Here is an 18532-nt window from a genome sequence, read left to right as displayed (position 1 = left end):
GTCTGGCGGCCCGGACAAATAATTGGTATGGCAAGAGTAAATAAGGATCTATGCTGTGGGGCATTCATGATCCCTTCACAGATGAAGACAGGTTCCGCTGCATGAAGCTGCCCCGGGTGTCCGCCGTCGTCGCGGCCGCCGTCCTGGCCCCCGCCGTTCTGTTCCCCTCGGCGGCCTCGGCTGCCGACGCCCCCCAGCCGACCGGGGTCTCCGGCCCTGACACCGCCTCGGGTTCCGCGCCGGACGCCACCCCCACCGAGGGTACCGACGGTCAGGAGCAGCGCGACCGCGCCGAGATCCAGCGGATCCTGGCCGACAAGGAGACCGGGCCCGGGGTGCGCGAGGGCGCCGAGAAGGCCCTCAAGGGCACCGCGGCCGAGATGCGGCACTTCCTGGAGATCGACCTGGCCAAGCTGCACGGCGACGACATCCGGGTGAAGCTGTCCCAGATCATGGTCGCCGGTGGCCCGGCCGTGCGCGCGGCGGCCGGCAAGGCGCTGGACAGCGGCACGGCGGCCATCGAGAAGTTTCTCAAGGAGGACTGGCCCGCCGCCAAGGCCGAGGACGACGACCGCGCCGAGATCCAGCGGATCCTCGCGGACAAGGAGACGGGTCGCGGGGTGCGCGAGGCCGGCGAGAAGGCCCTCAAGGGCACCGCCGCCGAGATGCGGCACTTCCTAAAGAGCGAGCTGCCCCAGCAGCGCGCCATCGACAACCGGGTGAAGGTCGCCCAGCTCATCTCCTCCGGCGGCCGCGCCGTGCGCGAGGGGGCCATCAAGGCGATGGACGGCAGCGACGCGGACATCACCAAGTTCCTCAAGGAGGGCTGGCCCGCCGCCCAGGCCGAGGACGACCGCGTCGCGGTGCTGGTCATCCTGGCAGACAAGAACACCGGCCGGCACACCGTCGAGGCCGCCCAGAAGGCGCTCAACGGCACCCCGGCCGACGTCGCCCACTTCCTGTACGTCGAGTTGCCCAAGCTGCGCTCCGACGACAACCGGGTGAAGGTCTCCCAGATCATGGCCGCCGGCGGCCCGGCCGTGCGCGAGGCGGCGGGCAAGGCGATGGACGGTAGCGACGCCGACATCCTGGCCTTCCTCAACGAGGGCTGGGCCAAGGCCCGCGACCTGGACGACGCCGCCGCGAACAAGCCCGCCGACAAGCCGGCCGACAAGCCCGCTGACAAGCCCGCGGGGCAGCCGGACCAGGGAGCCCAGCAGCCGCAGACCGCCCAGCCGGCCGCCCTGACCGAGACCACCACCACCGGCACCACCACCACCGGCTCCGGCACCACCGGCTCCGGCACCACCGGCTCCGGCACCACCGGCACCATCACAGGCGCCACCACCACCGCCGGCACCGGCACGCTCGCCGCCACCGGCACCGACGGGCTCGGCTGGGAGGCCGGCGCCGCCGCCGCTGCCCTGGCGGCCGGGGCCGCGCTGGTCGCGATCTCCCGCCGCCGCTCCACCGAGAGCTGACACCCGTACCTCCCCGGCCGTCGCCGCCGTCACGGCGATGGCCGGGGAAGCGCACCGCTCAGCCGCCCTCGCGGCCGTCGCCCCGCCCGGCGAACCACCGGGCGATCCGCTCGCGCTGGCGCGCCGCGTTGGCGCCGTCCAACTGCCTCTCGAAGGCGAGCCGAGCCGGCGCCACCAGCTCCTCCGGCGCCCGCGGGTGCGCGTCGTACACCACCCACAGCGCGTCCTCGGTCTCCGCGTCCAGGCCCAGGCAGGTCGGCACGCCGTTCCCGGCCAGGGCGTCGGCCAGCGCCGCCGTGAACACGCGCCGCAGCCGCTGCTCGTCCGTCACGCCTCGCAGGTTGGCGATGCGGTGGTGGACCTTGTTGCGCTGGTCGTTGGCGCGCAGCCATCGCTTCGAGGGCTGCCGGCCGGTGCGGCGGTCGGGCCCGGTACGCCGGGAGACGGTGCGGGACAGGCGGCGCAGGCGCTGATGAAACTGACAACAGTTGGCCGCCCTTCCGGCCCACCCGGTTCGGCCGCGAACCTCCCACTGTGCCAGGATGCCCACCCGAAAGCCCTGATGATCGACTGAATTGACCCGAGGAGTCACCCGTGGCCACTGCCCGGTTCGCCACCCTGCACACCACGGCCGGCCCCATCCGGCTGGAACTGTTCCCGTTCCACGCGCCGAAGACGGTCCGCAACTTCGTCGAACTCGCCGAGGGCACCAAGGAGTACACCGACCCGCGCACCGGTGAGCCGGGCAGCGGCCCGTACTACGACGGCACGCTCTTCCATCGGGTGATCGCCGGCTTCATGATCCAGGGCGGCGACCCGACCGGCACCGGCACCGGCGGTCCGGGCTACGCCTTCGCGGACGAGTTCCACCCGGAGCTGTTCTTCACCAAGCCCTACTTGCTCGCGATGGCCAACTCCGGCCCGGGCACCAACGGTTCGCAGTTCTTCATCACGGTGGGCACCCCCACCCACCTCAACCGCCGCCACACCATCTTCGGCCAGGTCGCCGACGCCGCCTCCAAGGCCGTGGTGGACGCCATCGCCGCCACGCCCACCGAGGACGACCGCCCGGTCGAGGACGTGGTCATCACCTCGGTCGAGATCGCCCAGGCCTGACCGGAGCAGTGATGGAACCCGAGCCGATGACGGCCTTCCCACCCCGCCCCGTGCGCGGTGTGCGGGCGCGCTATGTGTTCCAGTCGGCCTGCGGCGACCTCGCGGACGCCACCGTGGACTTCGAGCCGTGGGAGGAGGGTGTGCATCTGGAGGTCGCCGCCGGCGCCACCGTGCGCGGCGACCCGGCGCCGGAGGACCTCGCCCGCTACCACGCGGCGCTGGTGGCCGGCGTCCGCGAGGAGCTGGCCGAGCAACTGCCGGGTGTCCCGGTAGCGTTGGCGCTGGTCGTGCACCATACCGTCGTGCACGACATCGACACCAGTGAGCGCTCCTACCGCAAGGCGGGGCGACTGGCCGTGCGCGAGGTGCTCGTGCGGCTGGGAATGCCGGTGGACGGGCAGCCGTCGGGCCGCCGCCCGGTCAAGCGCGGGCGGCGGCAGCGGGCCTGACAGTCGTCAGATGGTGAGCGTCGGGGGCCCGCACCCTGGACGAGCTGCCGCTCAAACTCGCCCTCGGCGACGACGACCTGGCCATCGTCACCCTGCCCGCCGACGACCGCGACGGCGTCGTCTCGCTGCTGATCCGCCCCTCCGACCTGCTGCACGCCCCGGCCGCCGTCTTCGAGACCCTGTGGCGCCTGGCCGTGCCGGCCACCATCGCCGGCGTCGACCTGCGCATCGACGAACGCGACCGCCGCATCCTCACCCTGATGGCCAGCGGCGCCACCGACGACGCCATCGCCCGCCGCCTCGGCGTGGGCCGGCGCAGCGTGGTCCGCCGCGTCTCCACCCTCCTCGCCCACCTCGGCGCCACCACCCGCTTCCAGGCGGGCGTCCAGGCGGCCCGCAAGGGCTGGCTCTGACGGGCATGCGGGCGGGGCGGCCGGCCCGTTGCGGCGCGGCGTCACACGGACGGGGCCGCGGGGCGCATCGCCCCGCGCCCCGTTCAGGCCCCGCCCCCGGCGGTCCGTCAGGCGGCGGAGATGGTGATCCCGAGCATCCGCGCGCCGGTCTCGGTGCGCGGCCGGTGGCGGCTGCCCGGAGCGAAGACCACGTAGCTGCCCGTCGGGTGCCGCTCGTCCCCCTCGATCACCTCGCCGCTGAGCACGTAGTAGCGCTCCTCGGTGTGGTGCACGTCCACCTCCGGCCACTCGCTGCCCGGCGCGAAGTCGATCAGCCAGCCGCGGGCGTACCCGGTGGCGGTCAGCCGCCGCCGCACGATCCCCGGCCCGACCTCGACCGGTTCCACGTCGTCGGCCAGCAGCGTCGTCTTCGGCGCGTCGTTCCCGTAGTTCTCGCTCATGCCCCCACTGTGGCCGCCGCCGCCCCCGCCGCTCCAGAGTCCAGAAAGACATCATCGGGTACATTCCTGCCATGGACGCCTCTGTCGCGAACGCGGCCCGCCACCGGGTGGTGGCCCTGCTCGGCGCGCCCCAGTCGCCGTTCGAACTCGCCTGCGCCGCCGAGGCCTTCGGCACCGAACGGGCCGGACTGCCCTCCCACTACGACTTCGCCCTGTGCACCCGCACCCCCGGCCCGGTGCCGACCACCCTCGGCGTCGCGCTGCTGGTCGACGCGGGCCTGGAGGCGCTGGAGCGGGCCGACACCGTGGTCGTCCCCGGCTGGCAGCCGCCCGGCTCCCCGGTGTCGCCGCCCGTCCTGGACGCGCTGCGCGCGGCCCACGCCCGGGGCGCCCGGATCGTGTCCATCTGCACCGGCGCCTTCGTCCTGGCCCAGGCCGGACTGCTGGACGGGCGCCGCGCCACCACCCACTGGGGCCGCACCGCCCAACTCGCCGCCGAGTACCCGGCCCTGACGGTTGATCGGGACGTGCTGTACGTCGACCACGGCGACGTCGCCACCAGCGCCGGGTCCGGCGCGGGCATCGACCTGTGCCTGCACCTGCTGCGCCGCGACCACGGCGCCGCCTACGCCGCCCAGGTCGCCCGGCACATGGTGCTGCCCCCGCACCGCGAGGGCAGCCAGCTGCAGTACGCCGCCGTCCCGGCACCCGCGCGGGCGGACGAGTCGCTGGCCCCGCTGCTGGAATGGGCCGAGGAGCACCTGGGGGAGCGGCTGACCCTGGAGGACCTGGCCGCCCGCGCCGGGCTCTCCGGGCGCACCCTGGCCCGGCGCTTCACCGAGCAGCTCGGCACCAGCCCCGGCCAGTGGCTGCTGGCCCGGCGCATCGACGCCGCCAGGGCGCTGTTGGAGCAGACCGACCTGCCGGTGGAGGCCGTGGCCGTACGGGTCGGCCTGGCCTCCGCCGTCAACCTGCGCCGCCGCTTCCACACCGCGCTCGGCACCACCCCCGGCGCCTACCGCCGCACCTTCGGCGCCGCCCGCACCGACTAGCCCCCGACGCCGCGCCGCGCGCCACCCCCGTCCCGCCCGCGGACTGGGACCGGTCCGGGCGGGTTCGGTTCACGCGGGTTCGGGGAAGCGCTCGATGTTGAGCTCCACCCAGGTGCGCAGGTGCGCGAGCGGGATGCAGGCGTCCGCGCCCAGCGCGGTGAGGCTGTACTCGACCCGTGGGGGGACCTCGGCGTGGATCTCCCGGTGGACCAGGCCGTGGTCCTCCAGCCGGCGCAGGGTCTGGGTGAGGACCTTGGGGCTGACGCCCTGCAGGCGGGTGCGCAGCGCGCCGAAGCGCCGCGGGCCGTCCTCCAGGGCGCCCAGGGCGAGGGCGCTCCACTTGTTGGCCAGCAGGTCGAGCATGTCGCGGCAGGGGCAGGCCGCGGCGTAGACGGACTTGGGGTCGGTGCAGGAGTCGGCCGCGTGCTTCGGTACGGCCTTGGTCGCGGTCTTCGTCGCGCTCTTCGGTACGGTCTCGGTCACGGGCCGATAGTACCCGTTGGGTATCAATAGCCCTTGCGGGTAACCACTACCTTTCCCATACCGTCGCCGACGTGCCCGGATCCCGCCGGGCCGCCCCGAACCCCCGGTGAGGAGACCTCCATGAACCCGATCCCGGCGACGACACCGATCCCGGCGGCGATGCCCGCCGTCGCCTACCGCAGGAGCCTGCCGATCGACCACCCGGAGAGCCTGGTCGACCTCGAACTGCCCGTCCCCGAGCCCGGTCCGCACGACCTGCTGGTGCGGGTGGAGGCCGTGGCGCTCAACCCCGTGGACTACAAGGTCCGCCAGAACGCCGACCCGGGCGGCGAGCCGAGGGTGCTGGGCTGGGACGCGGCCGGCACCGTGGTCGCCGTCGGCGCGCAGGTGGAGCTCTTCGAGGTCGGCGACGAGGTCTACTACGCCGGCGCCCTGGAGCGCCCCGGCGCCAACTCCCGCTACCACGCGGTGGACGAGCGCCTGGTCGGCCGCAAGCCGTCCTCCCTGTCCTTCACCGAGGCGGCGGCCCTCCCGCTGACCTCGCTCACCGCCTGGGAGGGCCTCTTCGAGCGCCTGGGCCTGCGCACCGGGGACCCCGCCCAGGCCGGCACCCTGCTGGTGACCGCCGCCGCGGGCGGCGTCGGCTCCGTCGTGACCCAGCTGGCCCGCGCCCTCACCGGACTGACCGTCATCGGCACCGCCTCCCGCCCGGAGTCGGCCGCCTACGCCCGCCGGATGGGCGCCCACCACGTGATCGACCACAGCGCGCCGCTCGGCCCCCAACTCGCGGAGGTCGCGCCGAACGGCCTCGACCACGTCTTCAGCACCGCCGCCACCGACCGCAACCTCGCCGCCTATGCCGAGGCCCTGAACCCGTTCGGCGCGGTCGTGGCCGTCGACGACTTCGACTCCCTGCCGATCGGCGCGCTCAAGACCAAGAGCATCTCCTTTCACTGGGAGTTCATGTACACCCGCTCGATGTACCGCACCGCTGACCGGGCCGCTCAGCACCGCATCCTCACCCGTGTCGCCCACCTGGTGGACGCGGGCGTCCTGGCCACCACCGCCACCCGGGACCTCGGCCCGGTCAACGCTGCCAACCTTCGCGAGGGCCACCGCCTCCAGGAGTCGGGCACGGCCGTCGGCAAGACCACCCTCACGGGCTTCTGACCGCGGGGGAGCGGCGCCCGGGCCAGACCGGAGCGCTCCTCGCCGCGGCCGGCGCAGCGGTGACGGCCCTGCTTGCCGGACTCCCGCTGGGCGGCGCCTACCCGGCGCACCGGCAGGCCCCGGCCGTGCTCGCGTGGCTCGACGCCGCGGTGCTCGGCGCCACGGCGCTCGGCGTCGGGGCCGCCGCGGCCGTCCCGCCCGGGCCGCCGCGCAGGGGCATGGTGAGGCGGCGGGCCGTCAGCCCGCCGCGACCGGCACCGTGCCCCGGCTCCCGGTCAGCCGCCGGTCACCCTACCGCCGTCGCCCGGGCGGTGAACCGGTTCGCTCGCGAAGGTCACCCGGCCTCTTCCTCGCGCACCGGGTTGCGTTTGGATCACGGCGTGTCTGGTTTGTGGTCATTGGGTGGGAGTGCGGCGATTGAATTTGTTGGCACCGGTGTCATCGGACTCTCATAATGCCTGCTGAGACACGTGACGGACGGTCCGGAGAGCCGCAGGGGAGCGGAATCCGAGAGTGGTCCGCGTGCGAAATCCACTTTTCCCCTGGGGGAGTCCTTTGTCCGCGCCCGAAAACGAGAGCGCTTTCGCTGATCCGCCGCCGAAGCCGGCCGCGGAGCCCGAGGCTGTTGCCGCGCCCGGTCCCGCCCCGCGTCGCCTGCCGCGCGCCGTCGGCGTCGCGCTGGCCACCGCCGGGCTGCTCGCCGTCACGGCGGCCAGCGCCGCGGTGACCGTCGCGGTCGGCAAGCCGGACACCCGCCCGGCCGCCGCCGCGCCCGCCCCGGTCACCACCGCTTCGGCGAGTGCGAGTGCCACGCCCTCCGCCGTGCCGGTCCCGGTGCCGACCGCAGTCCCGACCGAGCCCAAGCCCGCCAGCACCGTCAAGGGCACGGTCAACGGCTCCACGCACGAGGGCGACCTGCGCTACTTCCTGCTCCCGATCCCCGACGGCGGCGAGTCGTACGGGCCCGCGGACGGGATGGCGATGACCCACGACGAGGTCTCCGCGATGTTCGGCAAGCCGGACGACATCGACACCCTCCTCAAGGACCTCGGCTACAAGGACGGTGCCCTCCGTACCTACCGGACGGCCGACGGCAAGGCCGAAGTGACCGTCACCCTGCTGCACCTCGGCTCCGCCGACATCGCCAGCAGGTTCGTCAAGTTCTACAACATCAAGTCGCAGGAGCCGATCGACATCGACGGCGACCCGAACGCCCACGGCTTCCGGAAGAAGCCCAAGAACGAGGCGTTCACCGGCTCGATGACCGGCATCGGCAGCCAGGGCGACGTCCAGTACACCATCGACGTCGAGGTGAAGGGCACGCCGGACAAGGCGCTGCTGAACGACCTGATGAAGCGCCAGCGCGAGTGGCTCGCCTCCGGCGGCTGAGCCCGCGCCCGCCCACTGACGCCACCCCTTCCTCCTCCTCTGGAGCTACTTCCGTGACCACCGAACCCGCGCAGCCGCCGGCCGCCGCCTCGCCCGCGCCGGCCGTCCCGCCGGCGCAGCCCGAACCGGCTGCGCAGCCCGAGCCGCCTGCGCAGCCCGTTCCTGCGCAGCCCGTTCCTCCGCAGCCACAAACACCGCCCTCCGCAGGTGAGTTGACCGCCGACCCCGACCTGCCGTCGGCTGCCCCCGAGGCCGCGCCGCGTGCCCCGCGCCGCCCCCGCCCGGTGCTGCTGTCCACCTGCGCCCTGGTGCTGGGCGCCCTGGCCGGCGGCGGCGTCGGCTACGCGATCCAGGCCCAGCGCCCGCCCACGCCGCTGCCGAAGCTGCAGGTCGCCCACCCGTCCTACCCGGCCCAGGTGGTCGACCCGACCGCCTTCGCCGCCGAGCAGCCCGCGCCGCCGGCCATCGACGGCGACCTGCGCAAGCTGCTGATCAGCGCCCCGGAGGGCAGCGGCCCCTGGGGCGAGCTGCCGGACAAGCCGAGCTGGATGTCGGCCGGGGACCTCGCCGAGCACGGCAGCAGGCCGGAGGCCGAGTTCAAGGGCCTGATCTCCAGCGGCTTCCGGCGCGCGGTCGAGGTGGACTGGAAGAAGGACGACATCAGGTACCGCGTCCTGCTCACCCAGTACACGCCCGACCACTCCGACGAGGCGAAGTCCCGCCGCGCGGAGCCCTTCGCCGACGGCGCCAACAGCGGCTACACGGTGTACGACGTGCCCATGCGCTGGTCCGACAGCAACGATCAGTACTACTACGGCTTCGCCACCGCCAAACGCGGCACGGTGCAGATGACCGTGGAGATTTTCAGCCCCAAGCAGGTGGACTCCGGGGCCCTCAAGGACCTTGCGAAGCAGCAATGGGAGCGGCTGGTTTGACTTCCTCCCCCGGCCGAAGCCGGGGGATTCCCCTCAGCCTCGCGGCTGAGCCGCTGCGCGTGTGCGCTGCGGTGGGACGACTTCCTGCTTCACCGACGACCGCCCGCCCGGAGTGCTCCGTTGAGGTCTTACACCGTCTCCACAGGCTGCAACCGCCAGTCCGGCGGCCAGGATGTTGCGTGCCGCGTTCACGTCCCGGTCGTGGACTGCTCCGCAGTCGCACGCCCACTCGCGGACGTTCAGGGGCATCTTGTCGCGGATGGTTCCGCAGGCCGAGCACAGCTTGGAGCTGGGGAACCACCGGTCGATGGCCACCAGGTCTCGGCCGTACCAGGCGCACTTGTACTCCAGCATGGTCCGCAGCTTGCTCCAGGAGGCGTCCGAGATGACTCGGGACAGCTTCCGGTTCTTGAGCATGTTGCGGACGGTCAGGTCCTCGATCACGACCACTTGGTTTTCGCGGACGAGTCGAGTGGTGAGCTTGTGCAGGAAGTCCCTGCGACGGTCGGCGATCTTCACGTGCACGCGGGCCACCTTGACCCGGGCCTTCTCCCGGTTCTTCGAGCCTTTGGCCTTGCGGGACAGCTCCCGCTGGGCCTTGGCCAGTCGTTTCCGGTCCTTGCGTTCGGACTTTGGGTTGGTGATCTTCTCCCCGGTGGAGAGCGTCACCAGACTGGCGATACCGGCGTCGATGCCTACAGCCGTGTCGAGCGCGGGGAGGGGCTTGACGCCGGGGTCCTCGCACAGCATCGAGACGAACCAGCGGCCCGCGCCGTCCCGGCTGACGGTCACCGTGGACGGACTCATGTCCTCGGGCAGGGGTCTGGACCACGCGATGTCCAGCGGCTCGGCCATCTTCGCCAGCGTGAGCTGTCCGCCTCGGAAGCGGAACGCGGACGTGGTGTACTCGGCCGAGTCGCGAGACTTCTTCTTCGACTTGAACCGGGGGTACTTCGCCCGCTTTGCGAAGAAGTTGGTGAACGCCCCTTGCAGGTGCCGGAGAGTCTGCTGGAGCGGCACCGAGGAGACCTCGGTGAGGAACGTCAGCTGCTCGGTCCTCTTCCACGCCGTCAGCATCGCCGACGTGGCGTTGTAGTTCACGCGTTCCCCGCGCAGCGACCATGCCTCGGTCCGAGCCTGCAACGCCAGGTTGTAGACCTTCCTCACGCACCCGAACGTGCGCGAGAGCTCTGCCGCCTGTGCATCGGACGGATAGAAGCGGAACTTGTAGGCCCGCTTCACGTGAGTGGCTGCCGGTTCACATGATACGCCGTCAGCTTGTGACCATCTGCGGGTGATCACTTGCCGAGACGCCATACCGCCTTGGCAGCGGTCTGGCTTGCCCTGCTCCGCTACGCGGGAGCTTCGTTCCCTCCCCCGGCTGAAGCCGGGGGTATCCGCGAGAGATCTGATGACCGACGACACCGTGACCGGAACCCCGTCCGCCCCGGACGCCCCCGAACCGGCTCCGCCCGCCGCGCCTCCCGCCGCGCCTCCCGTCGCGCCGCCTGGCCCCGAGCAGCAGCCCGCCCCGCCCCGCCCCGCCTCCCGCCGCCTGCTGCGCGCGGGCGCCGCGACCGCCGCGGCGGCGCTGGTGGGCGTGGCGATCGGCATCGGCATCATCAAGACCCAGTACGACGAACCCGCCCCGGCCACCGCCACCGGCCCCACCGGCGCGCCAGCCCCGGCGGCGAGTACCACGCCGTTCGGCGCCAAGTCCAACGGCAGCCACTTCGGCTCGCTGCGCGACCTGCTGCTGCCCGTCCCGGCCGGCTACGAACTCGGCCCGGACCAGGGCGGCTACGGCAACGACACCGAGTACGGCACCGGGCAGCTGGCCGGCGAGCTGGAGGCCGAACTCCAGCAGATCCCCAAGGACAAGCGCGAGCAGCTCCGCTCCTACTGGGAGGGCCTGCACGTCAAGGGCACCGGCGTGCGGACCTACCGCAGCAGCGGGGACGACCTGGTGATCGGGCTTCGGCTGCGCCAGTTCAACCAGCAGGAGGTGCAGAAGATCAACGAGTACACCGCGGTGTTCACCGGCGACACCGGCATCTTCCGCGTCGGCCCGCAGATCCCCGGCCACCCCGAGGCGCACTGCTACCTGATGCCGGCGCCGCCGTCCGCGCCGATCGACCACCTGGAGTGCTCGGCCGCCGAAGGCGACCTCCTGGTGATCATGGAGACCGAGGGCTTGGCGCCGCTGCCCAAGGACAAGATCGTGGCCCTCTTCACCATGCAGCTCGACCGCCTCGCCCTCCCGGGAGCGTCAGTATGACCGACCAGCCCGCCGCCCCGCAGCCCGCGCCGGACCCGACCGCCCCGGCCCCGGCCGAGAGCCCGGCCGCCCCCGTCACCCCCGAGGCCGCGGAGGCCGTCGCGACCCCCGAGGCCGCGCAGACCCCCGGGGCGCACGAGACCCAGGAGACCCCCGAGGAGCAGGCCGCCCGGCGCACCCGCCGCCGCAAGGCCGCCGTGCGCTGGAGCTGCGCCGTCCTGGTGTTCGCCCTCGCCGGCACCGGTGCCGCGATGGCCGTCACCACCCCCGAGCGCACCGACATCCCCGGCCTGGCCACCGCGAACGACGGCCGCTACACCTTCCCGCCCCTGACCCTGCCGCCCCTGCCCTCGGGCAAGGCCACGCCGGGCGCCAAGGGCAAGGCGCTCCACTACGCGGACCTGCGCTACCTGCTGCTGCCCGCGCCCAAGGAAGCGGGCGGTTCCGTGACCGCGCCGGTCTTCCCGGTGCCCACCGCGCCCCCCTCGGCGTCGTCCTCCGCCACGGCCTCCGACGCCCCCTCGGCGAGCGCGAGCCCGACCCCCACGGCCTCCGCCACCCCTTCGGCGCCCGCCGGGACGGCCCTGGCCTCCTGGGTCCCCTGCGATGCGATCCTCGCCGAGCAGAAGGACCCGGCCAAGCTGCGCGTGCTGCTCCTGCAGAACGTGTGCCGGGCGGCCACCGTCCGGGAGTGGACGGCCTCCGACGGCACCCGCACCCAGATCCGGCTGCTGCGCTTCGGCTCCTCGGCGGAGGGCTGGGACACCTTCTCCAGCCTGCGCTCGGACAGCCCGGCCAAGGCCGCGCCCGACGCGAAGACCGCCCCCCACGACGACTGGGACACCGTCGACGGCGTCGACGTGACCCTCAAGGACTCCCCGGAGACCGCCGGCAAGGGGGCGCCGACCACCCGCCTGGCGTACCTGTCCGCCTCCGACGTCGTGGCCGTCATCACCATGACCAACCCCCAGGGCGTCCCCACCGCGGCGTTCCGTCAGGTCGTCACCCTCCAGTCCGACCTGCTCGCCTGACCGGCTCTCGGTCTCCTCAGCCCCGCCCGCCGGCAGCCCTGTCGGCGGGCGGTTCGCGTTGCGGCTCCGGCCCCGTTTGTCCCCGCCCGCGTGCCACCTCGCCCCGCCCGTACCCCACTTGGCGCGCCGGGGCCGGAACCCGCCAAGAGGAAAGGGTGACAAACCCGTGGTGATTCCCTTGCCGATTCCGGCGTGTCCCGGCTCGACGATCACGCGCCCGTTGCACACACGCCGCACAACCGGGCCAACAGACATGAGGGAATCGACAGATGAGTACACCGGAAGCAGGCCCACCGCGGCCGCCGCCACCCCCCAGGGTGCCAGCGGGCGCGGCGGTCGTCGGGTGCGTCAGGCGCGGTGGTACTGGACGGGGGAGTGGACCTCGCCGCCCAGCTCGGCGGCGGCGCGGCGGGCCCAGGACGGGTTGCGCAGCAGCTCGCGGCCGATCAGGACGGCGTCGGCGCGGCCGGAGGTGAGGATGTCCTGGGCCTGGGCGGGGTCGGTGATCAGGCCGACGGCGGCGACCGGCAGGCCGGCCTCGTTGCGTACCGCCTCGGCGAAGGGCACCTGGAAGCCGGGCACGGCCTCGATCCGGGCGTCGGGGACGAGGCCGCCGGTGGAGACGTCCAGCAGGTCCACGCCGTGCGCCTGGAGTTCCTTGGCGAGGCGGACGGTGTCCTGCGAGGTCCAGCCCTCGCGGCCGTCCTGCGGGTTCTCGGTGAGCCAGTCGGTCGCGGAGACGCGGAAGAACAGCGGCAGTTCCTCGGGCCACACCGCGCGCACCGCGTCGACGACCTCCAGGGCGAAGCGGATGCGGCCCTCGAAGGTGCCGCCGTAGGCGTCGGTGCGGTGGTTGCTCTGCGGGGAGAGGAACTGGTGGATCAGGTAGCCATGCGCGCCGTGGAGCTCGATGACCTGGAAGCCGGCGTCGAGCGCGCGCCGGGCGGCGTCGCCGAACTTCCGTACGATCTCGCTGATCTGATTGATCGTCAGCTCGTCCGGGGTGCTGTGCTCGGGGGAGAAGGCGGCGGCGCTGGGGGCGAGCGGCCGCCAGCCGTGCTCCTCGTCCGGGGCGAGGGCGCGACCGCGGTCCACCCAGGTCCGCTCGGTGGAGGCCTTGCGTCCGGCGTGGCCGAGCTGGACGGCGGGGACGGTGCCCTGCTCCTTGAGGAAGGAGGTGATCCGGCGGAAGGCCTCGACCTGGGTGTCGTTCCAGAGGCCGAGGTCGTACGGGCTGATGCGGCCCTCGGGGCTGACCGCGGTGGCCTCGACGATGATCAGTCCGGTGCCGCCGGCGGCCCGCGCCGCGAGGTGGGTGTAGTGCCAGTCGTTCGGGACTCCGGCGGCCTCGCCGGTCGGCGCGGCGCTGTACTGGCACATCGGCGGCATCCAGACCCGGTTGGGGATGGTCAGTTCCCGCAGGGTGTACGGGCTGAAGAGGTTGGTGCTCATGGTCGGACTCCCGGTGGGGTCGGCGGCGGGGGCGCCCGGCAATCGCTTGCAGGTGCGCTTTATATGTCATCACAATAGTTGCACGGGACGATAAAATCCAAGAGTTCCCCGCCCGCGGCCCCACCGCCCGGTCCGCCACAGCCCGCCTCAGCCCGCGGCGTCCAAGCGCAGGAGACCGCGGGCCCGGGCGGCCAGGCCGTCGGCGCCGCACTGGACGGCCAGTTCCAGGCCCCGGGTGAGCGCGGCCCCGGCCGCCGGGGCCGCGCCCAGCACCTCCCCCAGGTCCACCAGGGCGAGCGCGTGCTCGTAGCGGGCGGGCGAACGCTCCAGATGCCGGACCGCCTCCGCCAGCAGGTCGGCCGCGCGCGGCCGCCCGTGCACCGCGGCGCCGAGCCGCAGGGCGCTGCCGACGGCCGAGTCCGTCCCGGACTCCCGGGCCCGGCGGACCGCCTCCTCAGCGAGGCCACGGGCCCGCTCCGGCTGGTCGACGGCCACCGCGCGGGCCAGGTGCCCCAGCCACGGCGCCCACACCGTGTTGCGCCACCCGCGCGCGTCCAGGGCCGCGCCCGCGGCGGCCAGCGCCTCGGCCGCCCCCGACGCGTCGCCCCGGGCCAGCAGCAGCCGGCCGTACAGCGTGGAGGCGTCCGGCAGCACCATCACCGTCGGGTACGGCGGCCCGAAGGCGTGCTCACGCGCCAGCTCCAGGGCCTCGTCCAGCCGGCCGCGCGCCGCCAGGGTCTCGGCCAGCGCCCCGACCGCGTCCCAGTGCAGCGGGCTGCCCGGGCCGATCCGCTCGGCGATGCGCAGAGCCCGGCGCAGGTAGTCCTCCGCCTCGGTGAGGACACCGCAGCGGAACCGGAGCATGCCGGTCAGCAGGTAGGCGAAGCCGAGATGGCCGCCGCTCCACCCGGCCACCTCGTAGGCGCGCACCGCCTCGGTGAACAGCTCCTCCGCCCGGTCGACCCGGTCGGCGTACAGGTAACTGATGCCCAGGACCCCGGGCAGCTCGAAGCCCCAGGTGGTGTTGGTCCAGCCGAGACAGCGCGGCAGCCGGCCGCCCGGCAGCGCCGACTCGGCCAGGGCGATCACCTCCGCGCGGTCGCCGCCGCGCAGCGTGAGGTCCCAACAACGCAGCACGGCCACCGCGTGAGCCAGGCCGTCGTGCTCGAACACGGCCTCACCCGGGGCCGCCCCGTCCTCGACGGCGTCGGCGAAGGCCAGACTGACCGTGCCCAGCATCCGGGCGAACTCCGCGAGCCGCCGGGAGCGGCCCGGGCCGTCCTCGTCCTCGAACTGGAACGCGGCGAACATGAAGTGGGCGACCTCCAGCCGAAGCCGCCCGGGACCGGGCCGGGTGCGCGCGGCCTCCTCGGCACACAGCGCGGCCGCCTCGCCGAGCCGGTTGCTGTGGGCGAGCGCCTGGGCGAGCCGGAAGACCGCGTCCACCCGCAGCTCGGGGCCCAGCCCGTACGGCTCGGCGAGCGCCTGACGCAACTGGTTGACCGTGGTCGCCGGATCGGTGAGCAACGCCGAGCAGCCGAGTTCGTAGAGCACCGGGGCCCTGTCCTCATCGGCGGGCGGCTCACTGATGGCACGGCGCAGGCACCGCTGCGCCGCTTCGGGCGCGCCGATGGCCAGGTGCTCGCGGGCCGCCCGGCGTAGCTTGTCGACGATGGCGCCGTCCCCTTCGGGCAGGATCTCCAGCAGGTGCCGGGACGCCGCCAGCAGGCCGAGGCCGGCGTTCTCGACCTCGACGGCGGCGACTCCGTGCATCCCGGTCCGGGCGGCGGGCGACATCGACTGGTAGACCGAGGTGGCGACCAGCGGGTGGACGAACTCCAGCCGGCCCGACGGTGTGGCGGTCAGCACCTGGTGCCGGCGCAGCTCCCGGATGGACTGGGCGGCGGTCTCCGGCCCCTGGGCGCAGATGGCGGCGGCGAGGTCGGGCCGGACGTCGGTGTCCAGCACCGACGCCGCCCAGGCGAAGCGCAGCGCGGTCGGACCGAGCCGGTCCAGCCAGTGCCGCAGCGTCATCCCCCGTGCCGTGGCCGCGAGTTCGCGCAGCTGCCCGGTGCTCTCCTCGACCGGGTCGAGCCGCTGGTCGGCCACCTCGCGCAGCAGGGCGGCGGTTTCGTACGGGTTCCCGGCGGTGACCGCCCAGACGTGGCGGCAGAAGGCGTCCTCGGCCCGCGCGCCCAGGGCCGCGCGGACCAGGTGCGCGACCGAGGAGGGCTGCAGCGGCCGCAGTTCGTGTCTGCGGTCGGCCCGGTCGGTGAGACCGCGCTGCAGCGGCAGGGCGTCGTCGGGGAACTCGTCGCGGCAGGCGAGCACCAGCAGGGCCGGCAGCTCCCGGGCGCGGACCGCGAAGCCCGCCAACCAGCCGAGCGACTCCGGGTCGGCCCAGTGCAGGTCGTCCACGATCACCGCCACCGGCGAGCGGAGCTGGACGAGGCGGGTGAGGACGAAGTCCAGCCCGTCGCGCACCCCCTGCGGATCGAGCTGCCCACCGGGTGGCCGCAGTCCCGCCGCCGGACCGACGATCTCCTCCCACGGCCCGAAGACCTGCGCCCGCTCCGCGTCGGACAGGGCCGACAACACCGGCCGCACCAGCTGGCGCACCACGTGGAACGGCTCGTGGCACTGCCGCTGCCCGCCCCGGGCGAACAGCACCGTGCAGCCCGCGCGCTTCGCCGCCCGCCGCACCTCGGTCAGCACCGCGGTCTTCCCCAGCCCGGCCGCGCCGGTGTAGAGCAGCAGTTCCCCGAGCCCGGCGTCGGGCCGGGTGAGCGCCTCGATCGCCTGCGCGGCCGACCGGATCTCGGCCTCGCGCTCGTGTAGCGCAGGGCCCTCTCTCCCGGCCTCGTCGCCGCCCTCGGCCTTCCCCTCGGCCACGCGTCTCCTCCAATTCGCCCCGCCAGGGCCGTCGTTGCAGAGGGCCGAGGCTACTGCTGATCGGTCGGCTCCGGTACGGGCTTGACAAAGCCGCCCCACGTCCACCCGGGCGGTGCGCGACCACCTCCTGCCGCTGCTGCGCGAGCGCGGCGACCTGCCCTGGAGAACCCGTTGGAGAACCCGTTGGAAAACCCGTTGGCCCCCGTCCACCCGGACCGTGATACTCGCCTGCCGGTGCGGACAGAGGGGGAGCGGGCGGGCGTGGAGGTCTTCGAGTGCAGGCGGTGCGGCACGGCGCTGACCGCGCCGGTGTCGCGGGTCGCGTTTCCCGTCTACGCCGGCCTCTCCTACGGCAACGGCCACCCCATGCCCGTCCTGATGGAATCGGGCACCTACGCCGTCGATGAGGACCCGGCCGGAGAGTCCTTCTCGATCGTGATCGCCCCCGGAGACGCCCACGGCACCGCCCTGATCCAGCGGCGTGAGCCCGGCGCCTGCTGCGGCATCGACGGCCGGTACGGCCCGAACCTCACCTGCGTCGGCTGCGGTCGGAAGGTGGCGACCAGGATCGACGACTGCTCCCTGTGGCAGGCCACCTGGCTGAAGCCGGCCACCGTGCGCCCCGTCCCCGCGGGCCCGGCCCGTCCGCTCGCCGACTGGGCGTCACTCACCGCACCGTGGCGCGCCACCGCGCCGTTGGAGGCGGACGGGGAGTGGAGCATCCGCTGGGAGGCGGAGGCCTCCGTGACGCTGGCCCACCTGGTCCACGCCGCGCAAGGCGCGCCCGTCGCCTTCTCCGGCGGCCCGCTCGCGGATGCCTTCCGCAGGCTCCTCGGCGAGCTGACGCCCCCGACGGACCGCCCGGCCCGCCGTGCGGTCCTGGTCGGACCGGGCCTGCCGCTGCCCGCCGCCCTCCCGGACATCGCCGTGGTCCCGTACCACCCCCAGACCGGCGAGCCCTGGCCCACGCCGCCGGGCGTGGCGGCCGTGCCGCTGGCCGCTGACTTCTGGACGTACCTGGCGTTCCACAACGAGCGCCCGCTCAGGCCCGTTACCGGCGGGCTGCCCCCGGGCGTCGAACGCGACGACCCCCTCCCGCTCCACCCCCGGCGCCCCCTGCTGCCCGTGCGGAGGGCCTACCTCCACACCCTGAAGCGCCTGGACCCCGCCCTGGTCAAGGAATCCGACCTCTGGTGAGCCGACGGCGGCGCCGCCTTGGCCGTACGCGCGGAAGCCGGCGCGGCACCCAGCGCCGTCCCGAGCGTCTCCTCGGCCCACAGCACGCACACCAGCAGCCCCAGCGCCGTCGTCCCGGCAGCGATGAGCATGGTCGGCCCGGTGCCGAGCCCGGACAGCGACAGCGGCAGGAGGTAGGTGCCGACCGCCGCGCCGATCCGGCTCACCGAGGTGGCCACGCCTACGGTGGTGGCCCGGATTTCGGTCGGGAAGAGCTCGTTGGGTTGACTTCCGCTCTCCGGTCGAGGGGCCGGAGATTCCTACCACGATCGTCTGACCGTCTCGGTGGGTTCCTGCTTCTTCGCGCTGCGCCGGGACGAGTCCCGGTCTTACCTGCGCTCGACAGGCTGTCACCGCCAGTCCGGCGGCTTTGGCGATGTTGACGGCGGCGTTCACGTCCCGGTCCAGCCACGCCCCGCACGCCTGGCATTGCCACGTGCGGACGTGAAGGGATTTGGGGCCGTCTTTGACGCCGCAGGCGGAGCACACCTGGCTGGTGGGCTCGAACCGGCCGATCCTGATCAGGGTCCGGCCGAACTCAAGTCCTCCTACAGCAACAACGGTGGTACTTGCGTCGAGGTAACAGCGGACTTTCCCGGCGTGGCGCCTGTCCGCGACTCGAAGGATCCTCAGGGGCCGGCCCTCGTCTTCCCGTCCGAGGCCTGGGAGTCGTTCGTCGCCGCTGCCCGCAGCGGCGAGTTCGGCGACGTCTGAG

18 protein-coding genes and 2 pseudogenes are annotated in these 18532 nt (G+C 73.6%); 12 read left to right on the top strand and 8 right to left on the bottom strand.

What is annotated here, in order from left to right; translation table 11 throughout:
* The first annotated feature begins 101 nt into the window (after nucleotides 1-101).
* Nucleotides 102-1481, top strand: a complete 1380-nt coding sequence (locus ACWC9T_RS13270; RefSeq protein ID WP_449821146.1) for an ALF repeat-containing protein — start codon at nucleotides 102-104, stop codon at nucleotides 1479-1481.
* Nucleotides 1482-1539: 58 nt separating this feature from the next.
* Here ACWC9T_RS13270 and ACWC9T_RS13265 read toward each other — a convergent pair whose 3' ends face one another.
* A complete protein-coding gene (locus tag ACWC9T_RS13265) occupies nucleotides 1540-2031 on the bottom strand; it encodes a hypothetical protein (RefSeq protein WP_449821145.1) in 492 nt (163 codons plus the stop codon).
* A 44-nt stretch (nucleotides 2032-2075) separates the two neighbouring features.
* Here ACWC9T_RS13265 and ACWC9T_RS13260 point away from each other — a divergent pair, with 44 nt between their 5' ends.
* The 3 genes from ACWC9T_RS13260 (at nucleotide 2076) to ACWC9T_RS13250 (ending at nucleotide 3459) form a co-directional block, all read left to right on the top strand.
* Nucleotides 2076-2597 (top strand): peptidylprolyl isomerase, encoded by a 522-nt coding sequence (locus ACWC9T_RS13260; protein ID WP_449821144.1) that lies wholly within the window; start codon nucleotides 2076-2078, stop codon nucleotides 2595-2597.
* A gap of 11 nt (nucleotides 2598-2608) precedes the next feature.
* The gene (locus ACWC9T_RS13255) at nucleotides 2609-3046 is read left to right on the top strand and encodes a hypothetical protein (protein ID WP_449821143.1); all 438 of its coding nucleotides are present in this window, start codon (nucleotides 2609-2611) and stop codon (nucleotides 3044-3046) included.
* Between the two features lie 194 nt (nucleotides 3047-3240).
* Complete coding sequence (locus ACWC9T_RS13250) at nucleotides 3241-3459, top strand: hypothetical protein (protein ID WP_449821142.1); 219 nt, start codon at nucleotides 3241-3243, stop codon at nucleotides 3457-3459.
* A 107-nt stretch (nucleotides 3460-3566) separates the two neighbouring features.
* On the opposite strand, the gene ACWC9T_RS13245 is transcribed toward ACWC9T_RS13250, so the two are convergent.
* Nucleotides 3567-3899 carry a cupin domain-containing protein gene (locus ACWC9T_RS13245; RefSeq protein ID WP_449821141.1) on the bottom strand — a complete coding sequence of 111 codons (333 nt, stop codon included), beginning with the start codon at nucleotides 3897-3899 and terminating at the stop codon, nucleotides 3567-3569.
* A gap of 71 nt (nucleotides 3900-3970) precedes the next feature.
* Here ACWC9T_RS13245 and ACWC9T_RS13240 point away from each other — a divergent pair, with 71 nt between their 5' ends.
* Entirely contained in the window at nucleotides 3971-4951 is a 981-nt protein-coding gene (locus tag ACWC9T_RS13240) for a helix-turn-helix domain-containing protein (protein WP_449821140.1), read from the top strand.
* 69 nt (nucleotides 4952-5020) lie between these two features.
* On the opposite strand, the gene ACWC9T_RS13235 is transcribed toward ACWC9T_RS13240, so the two are convergent.
* Entirely contained in the window at nucleotides 5021-5434 is a 414-nt protein-coding gene (locus tag ACWC9T_RS13235; RefSeq protein ID WP_449821139.1) for a winged helix-turn-helix transcriptional regulator, read from the bottom strand.
* A 120-nt stretch (nucleotides 5435-5554) separates the two neighbouring features.
* Here ACWC9T_RS13235 and ACWC9T_RS13230 point away from each other — a divergent pair, with 120 nt between their 5' ends.
* The 3 genes from ACWC9T_RS13230 (at nucleotide 5555) to ACWC9T_RS13220 (ending at nucleotide 8928) form a co-directional block, all read left to right on the top strand.
* Nucleotides 5555-6604, top strand: coding sequence for a zinc-binding alcohol dehydrogenase family protein (locus tag ACWC9T_RS13230; protein ID WP_449821138.1), 1050 nt, complete (start codon nucleotides 5555-5557; stop codon nucleotides 6602-6604).
* A gap of 555 nt (nucleotides 6605-7159) precedes the next feature.
* Complete coding sequence (locus tag ACWC9T_RS13225) at nucleotides 7160-7993, top strand: hypothetical protein (protein ID WP_449821137.1); 834 nt, start codon at nucleotides 7160-7162, stop codon at nucleotides 7991-7993.
* A gap of 212 nt (nucleotides 7994-8205) precedes the next feature.
* Nucleotides 8206-8928, top strand: a complete 723-nt coding sequence (locus ACWC9T_RS13220; RefSeq protein ID WP_449821136.1) for a hypothetical protein — start codon at nucleotides 8206-8208, stop codon at nucleotides 8926-8928.
* Nucleotides 8929-8961: 33 nt separating this feature from the next.
* On the opposite strand, the gene ACWC9T_RS13215 is transcribed toward ACWC9T_RS13220, so the two are convergent.
* The gene (locus ACWC9T_RS13215) at nucleotides 8962-10230 is read right to left on the bottom strand and encodes an RNA-guided endonuclease InsQ/TnpB family protein (RefSeq protein ID WP_449821135.1); all 1269 of its coding nucleotides are present in this window, start codon (nucleotides 10228-10230) and stop codon (nucleotides 8962-8964) included.
* Between the two features lie 109 nt (nucleotides 10231-10339).
* On the opposite strand from ACWC9T_RS13215, the gene ACWC9T_RS13210 reads away from it, so the two are divergent.
* A complete protein-coding gene (locus ACWC9T_RS13210) occupies nucleotides 10340-11206 on the top strand; it encodes a hypothetical protein (protein ID WP_449821134.1) in 867 nt (288 codons plus the stop codon).
* Nucleotides 11203-12237 (top strand): hypothetical protein, encoded by a 1035-nt coding sequence (locus ACWC9T_RS13205; RefSeq protein WP_449821133.1) that lies wholly within the window; start codon nucleotides 11203-11205, stop codon nucleotides 12235-12237. The genes ACWC9T_RS13210 and ACWC9T_RS13205 overlap by 4 nt, the downstream gene beginning before the upstream one ends.
* 348 nt (nucleotides 12238-12585) lie before the next feature.
* On the opposite strand, the gene ACWC9T_RS13200 is transcribed toward ACWC9T_RS13205, so the two are convergent.
* Nucleotides 12586-13689, bottom strand: coding sequence for an NADH:flavin oxidoreductase/NADH oxidase (locus ACWC9T_RS13200; RefSeq protein ID WP_449821131.1), 1104 nt, complete (start codon nucleotides 13687-13689; stop codon nucleotides 12586-12588).
* Nucleotides 13690-13836: 147 nt separating this feature from the next.
* Nucleotides 13837-16581, bottom strand: coding sequence for an ATP-binding protein (locus tag ACWC9T_RS13195; protein ID WP_449821130.1), 2745 nt, complete (start codon nucleotides 16579-16581; stop codon nucleotides 13837-13839).
* Between the two features lie 234 nt (nucleotides 16582-16815).
* On the opposite strand from ACWC9T_RS13195, the gene ACWC9T_RS13190 reads away from it, so the two are divergent.
* On the top strand, nucleotides 16816-17778 hold the full coding sequence (locus ACWC9T_RS13190) for a hypothetical protein (RefSeq protein WP_449821129.1): 963 nt from the start codon (nucleotides 16816-16818) through the stop codon (nucleotides 17776-17778).
* Here the strand turns inward: ACWC9T_RS13190 and ACWC9T_RS13185 are convergent.
* Together ACWC9T_RS13185 and ACWC9T_RS13180 are read right to left on the bottom strand one after the other, a co-directional pair.
* Nucleotides 17718-18029: pseudogene (locus ACWC9T_RS13185) on the bottom strand (hypothetical protein); the annotation flags it as partial. The gene ACWC9T_RS13190 and the pseudogene ACWC9T_RS13185 overlap by 61 nt on opposite strands.
* Before the next feature lie 223 nt (nucleotides 18030-18252).
* Nucleotides 18253-18306 (bottom strand): annotated as a pseudogene (locus ACWC9T_RS13180) (hypothetical protein); the annotation flags it as partial.
* A 111-nt stretch (nucleotides 18307-18417) separates the two neighbouring features.
* On the opposite strand from ACWC9T_RS13180, the gene ACWC9T_RS13175 reads away from it, so the two are divergent.
* Nucleotides 18418-18531 carry a DUF397 domain-containing protein gene (locus ACWC9T_RS13175; RefSeq protein ID WP_449821205.1) on the top strand — a complete coding sequence of 38 codons (114 nt, stop codon included), beginning with the start codon at nucleotides 18418-18420 and terminating at the stop codon, nucleotides 18529-18531.
* Nucleotide 18532 lies beyond the last annotated feature (1 nt).

Source organism: Kitasatospora sp. NPDC001159 (assembly GCF_053598235.1).
The sequence above is the reverse complement of the archived record's forward strand: the minus strand, read 5'-3'. Positions and strand labels throughout refer to the sequence as shown.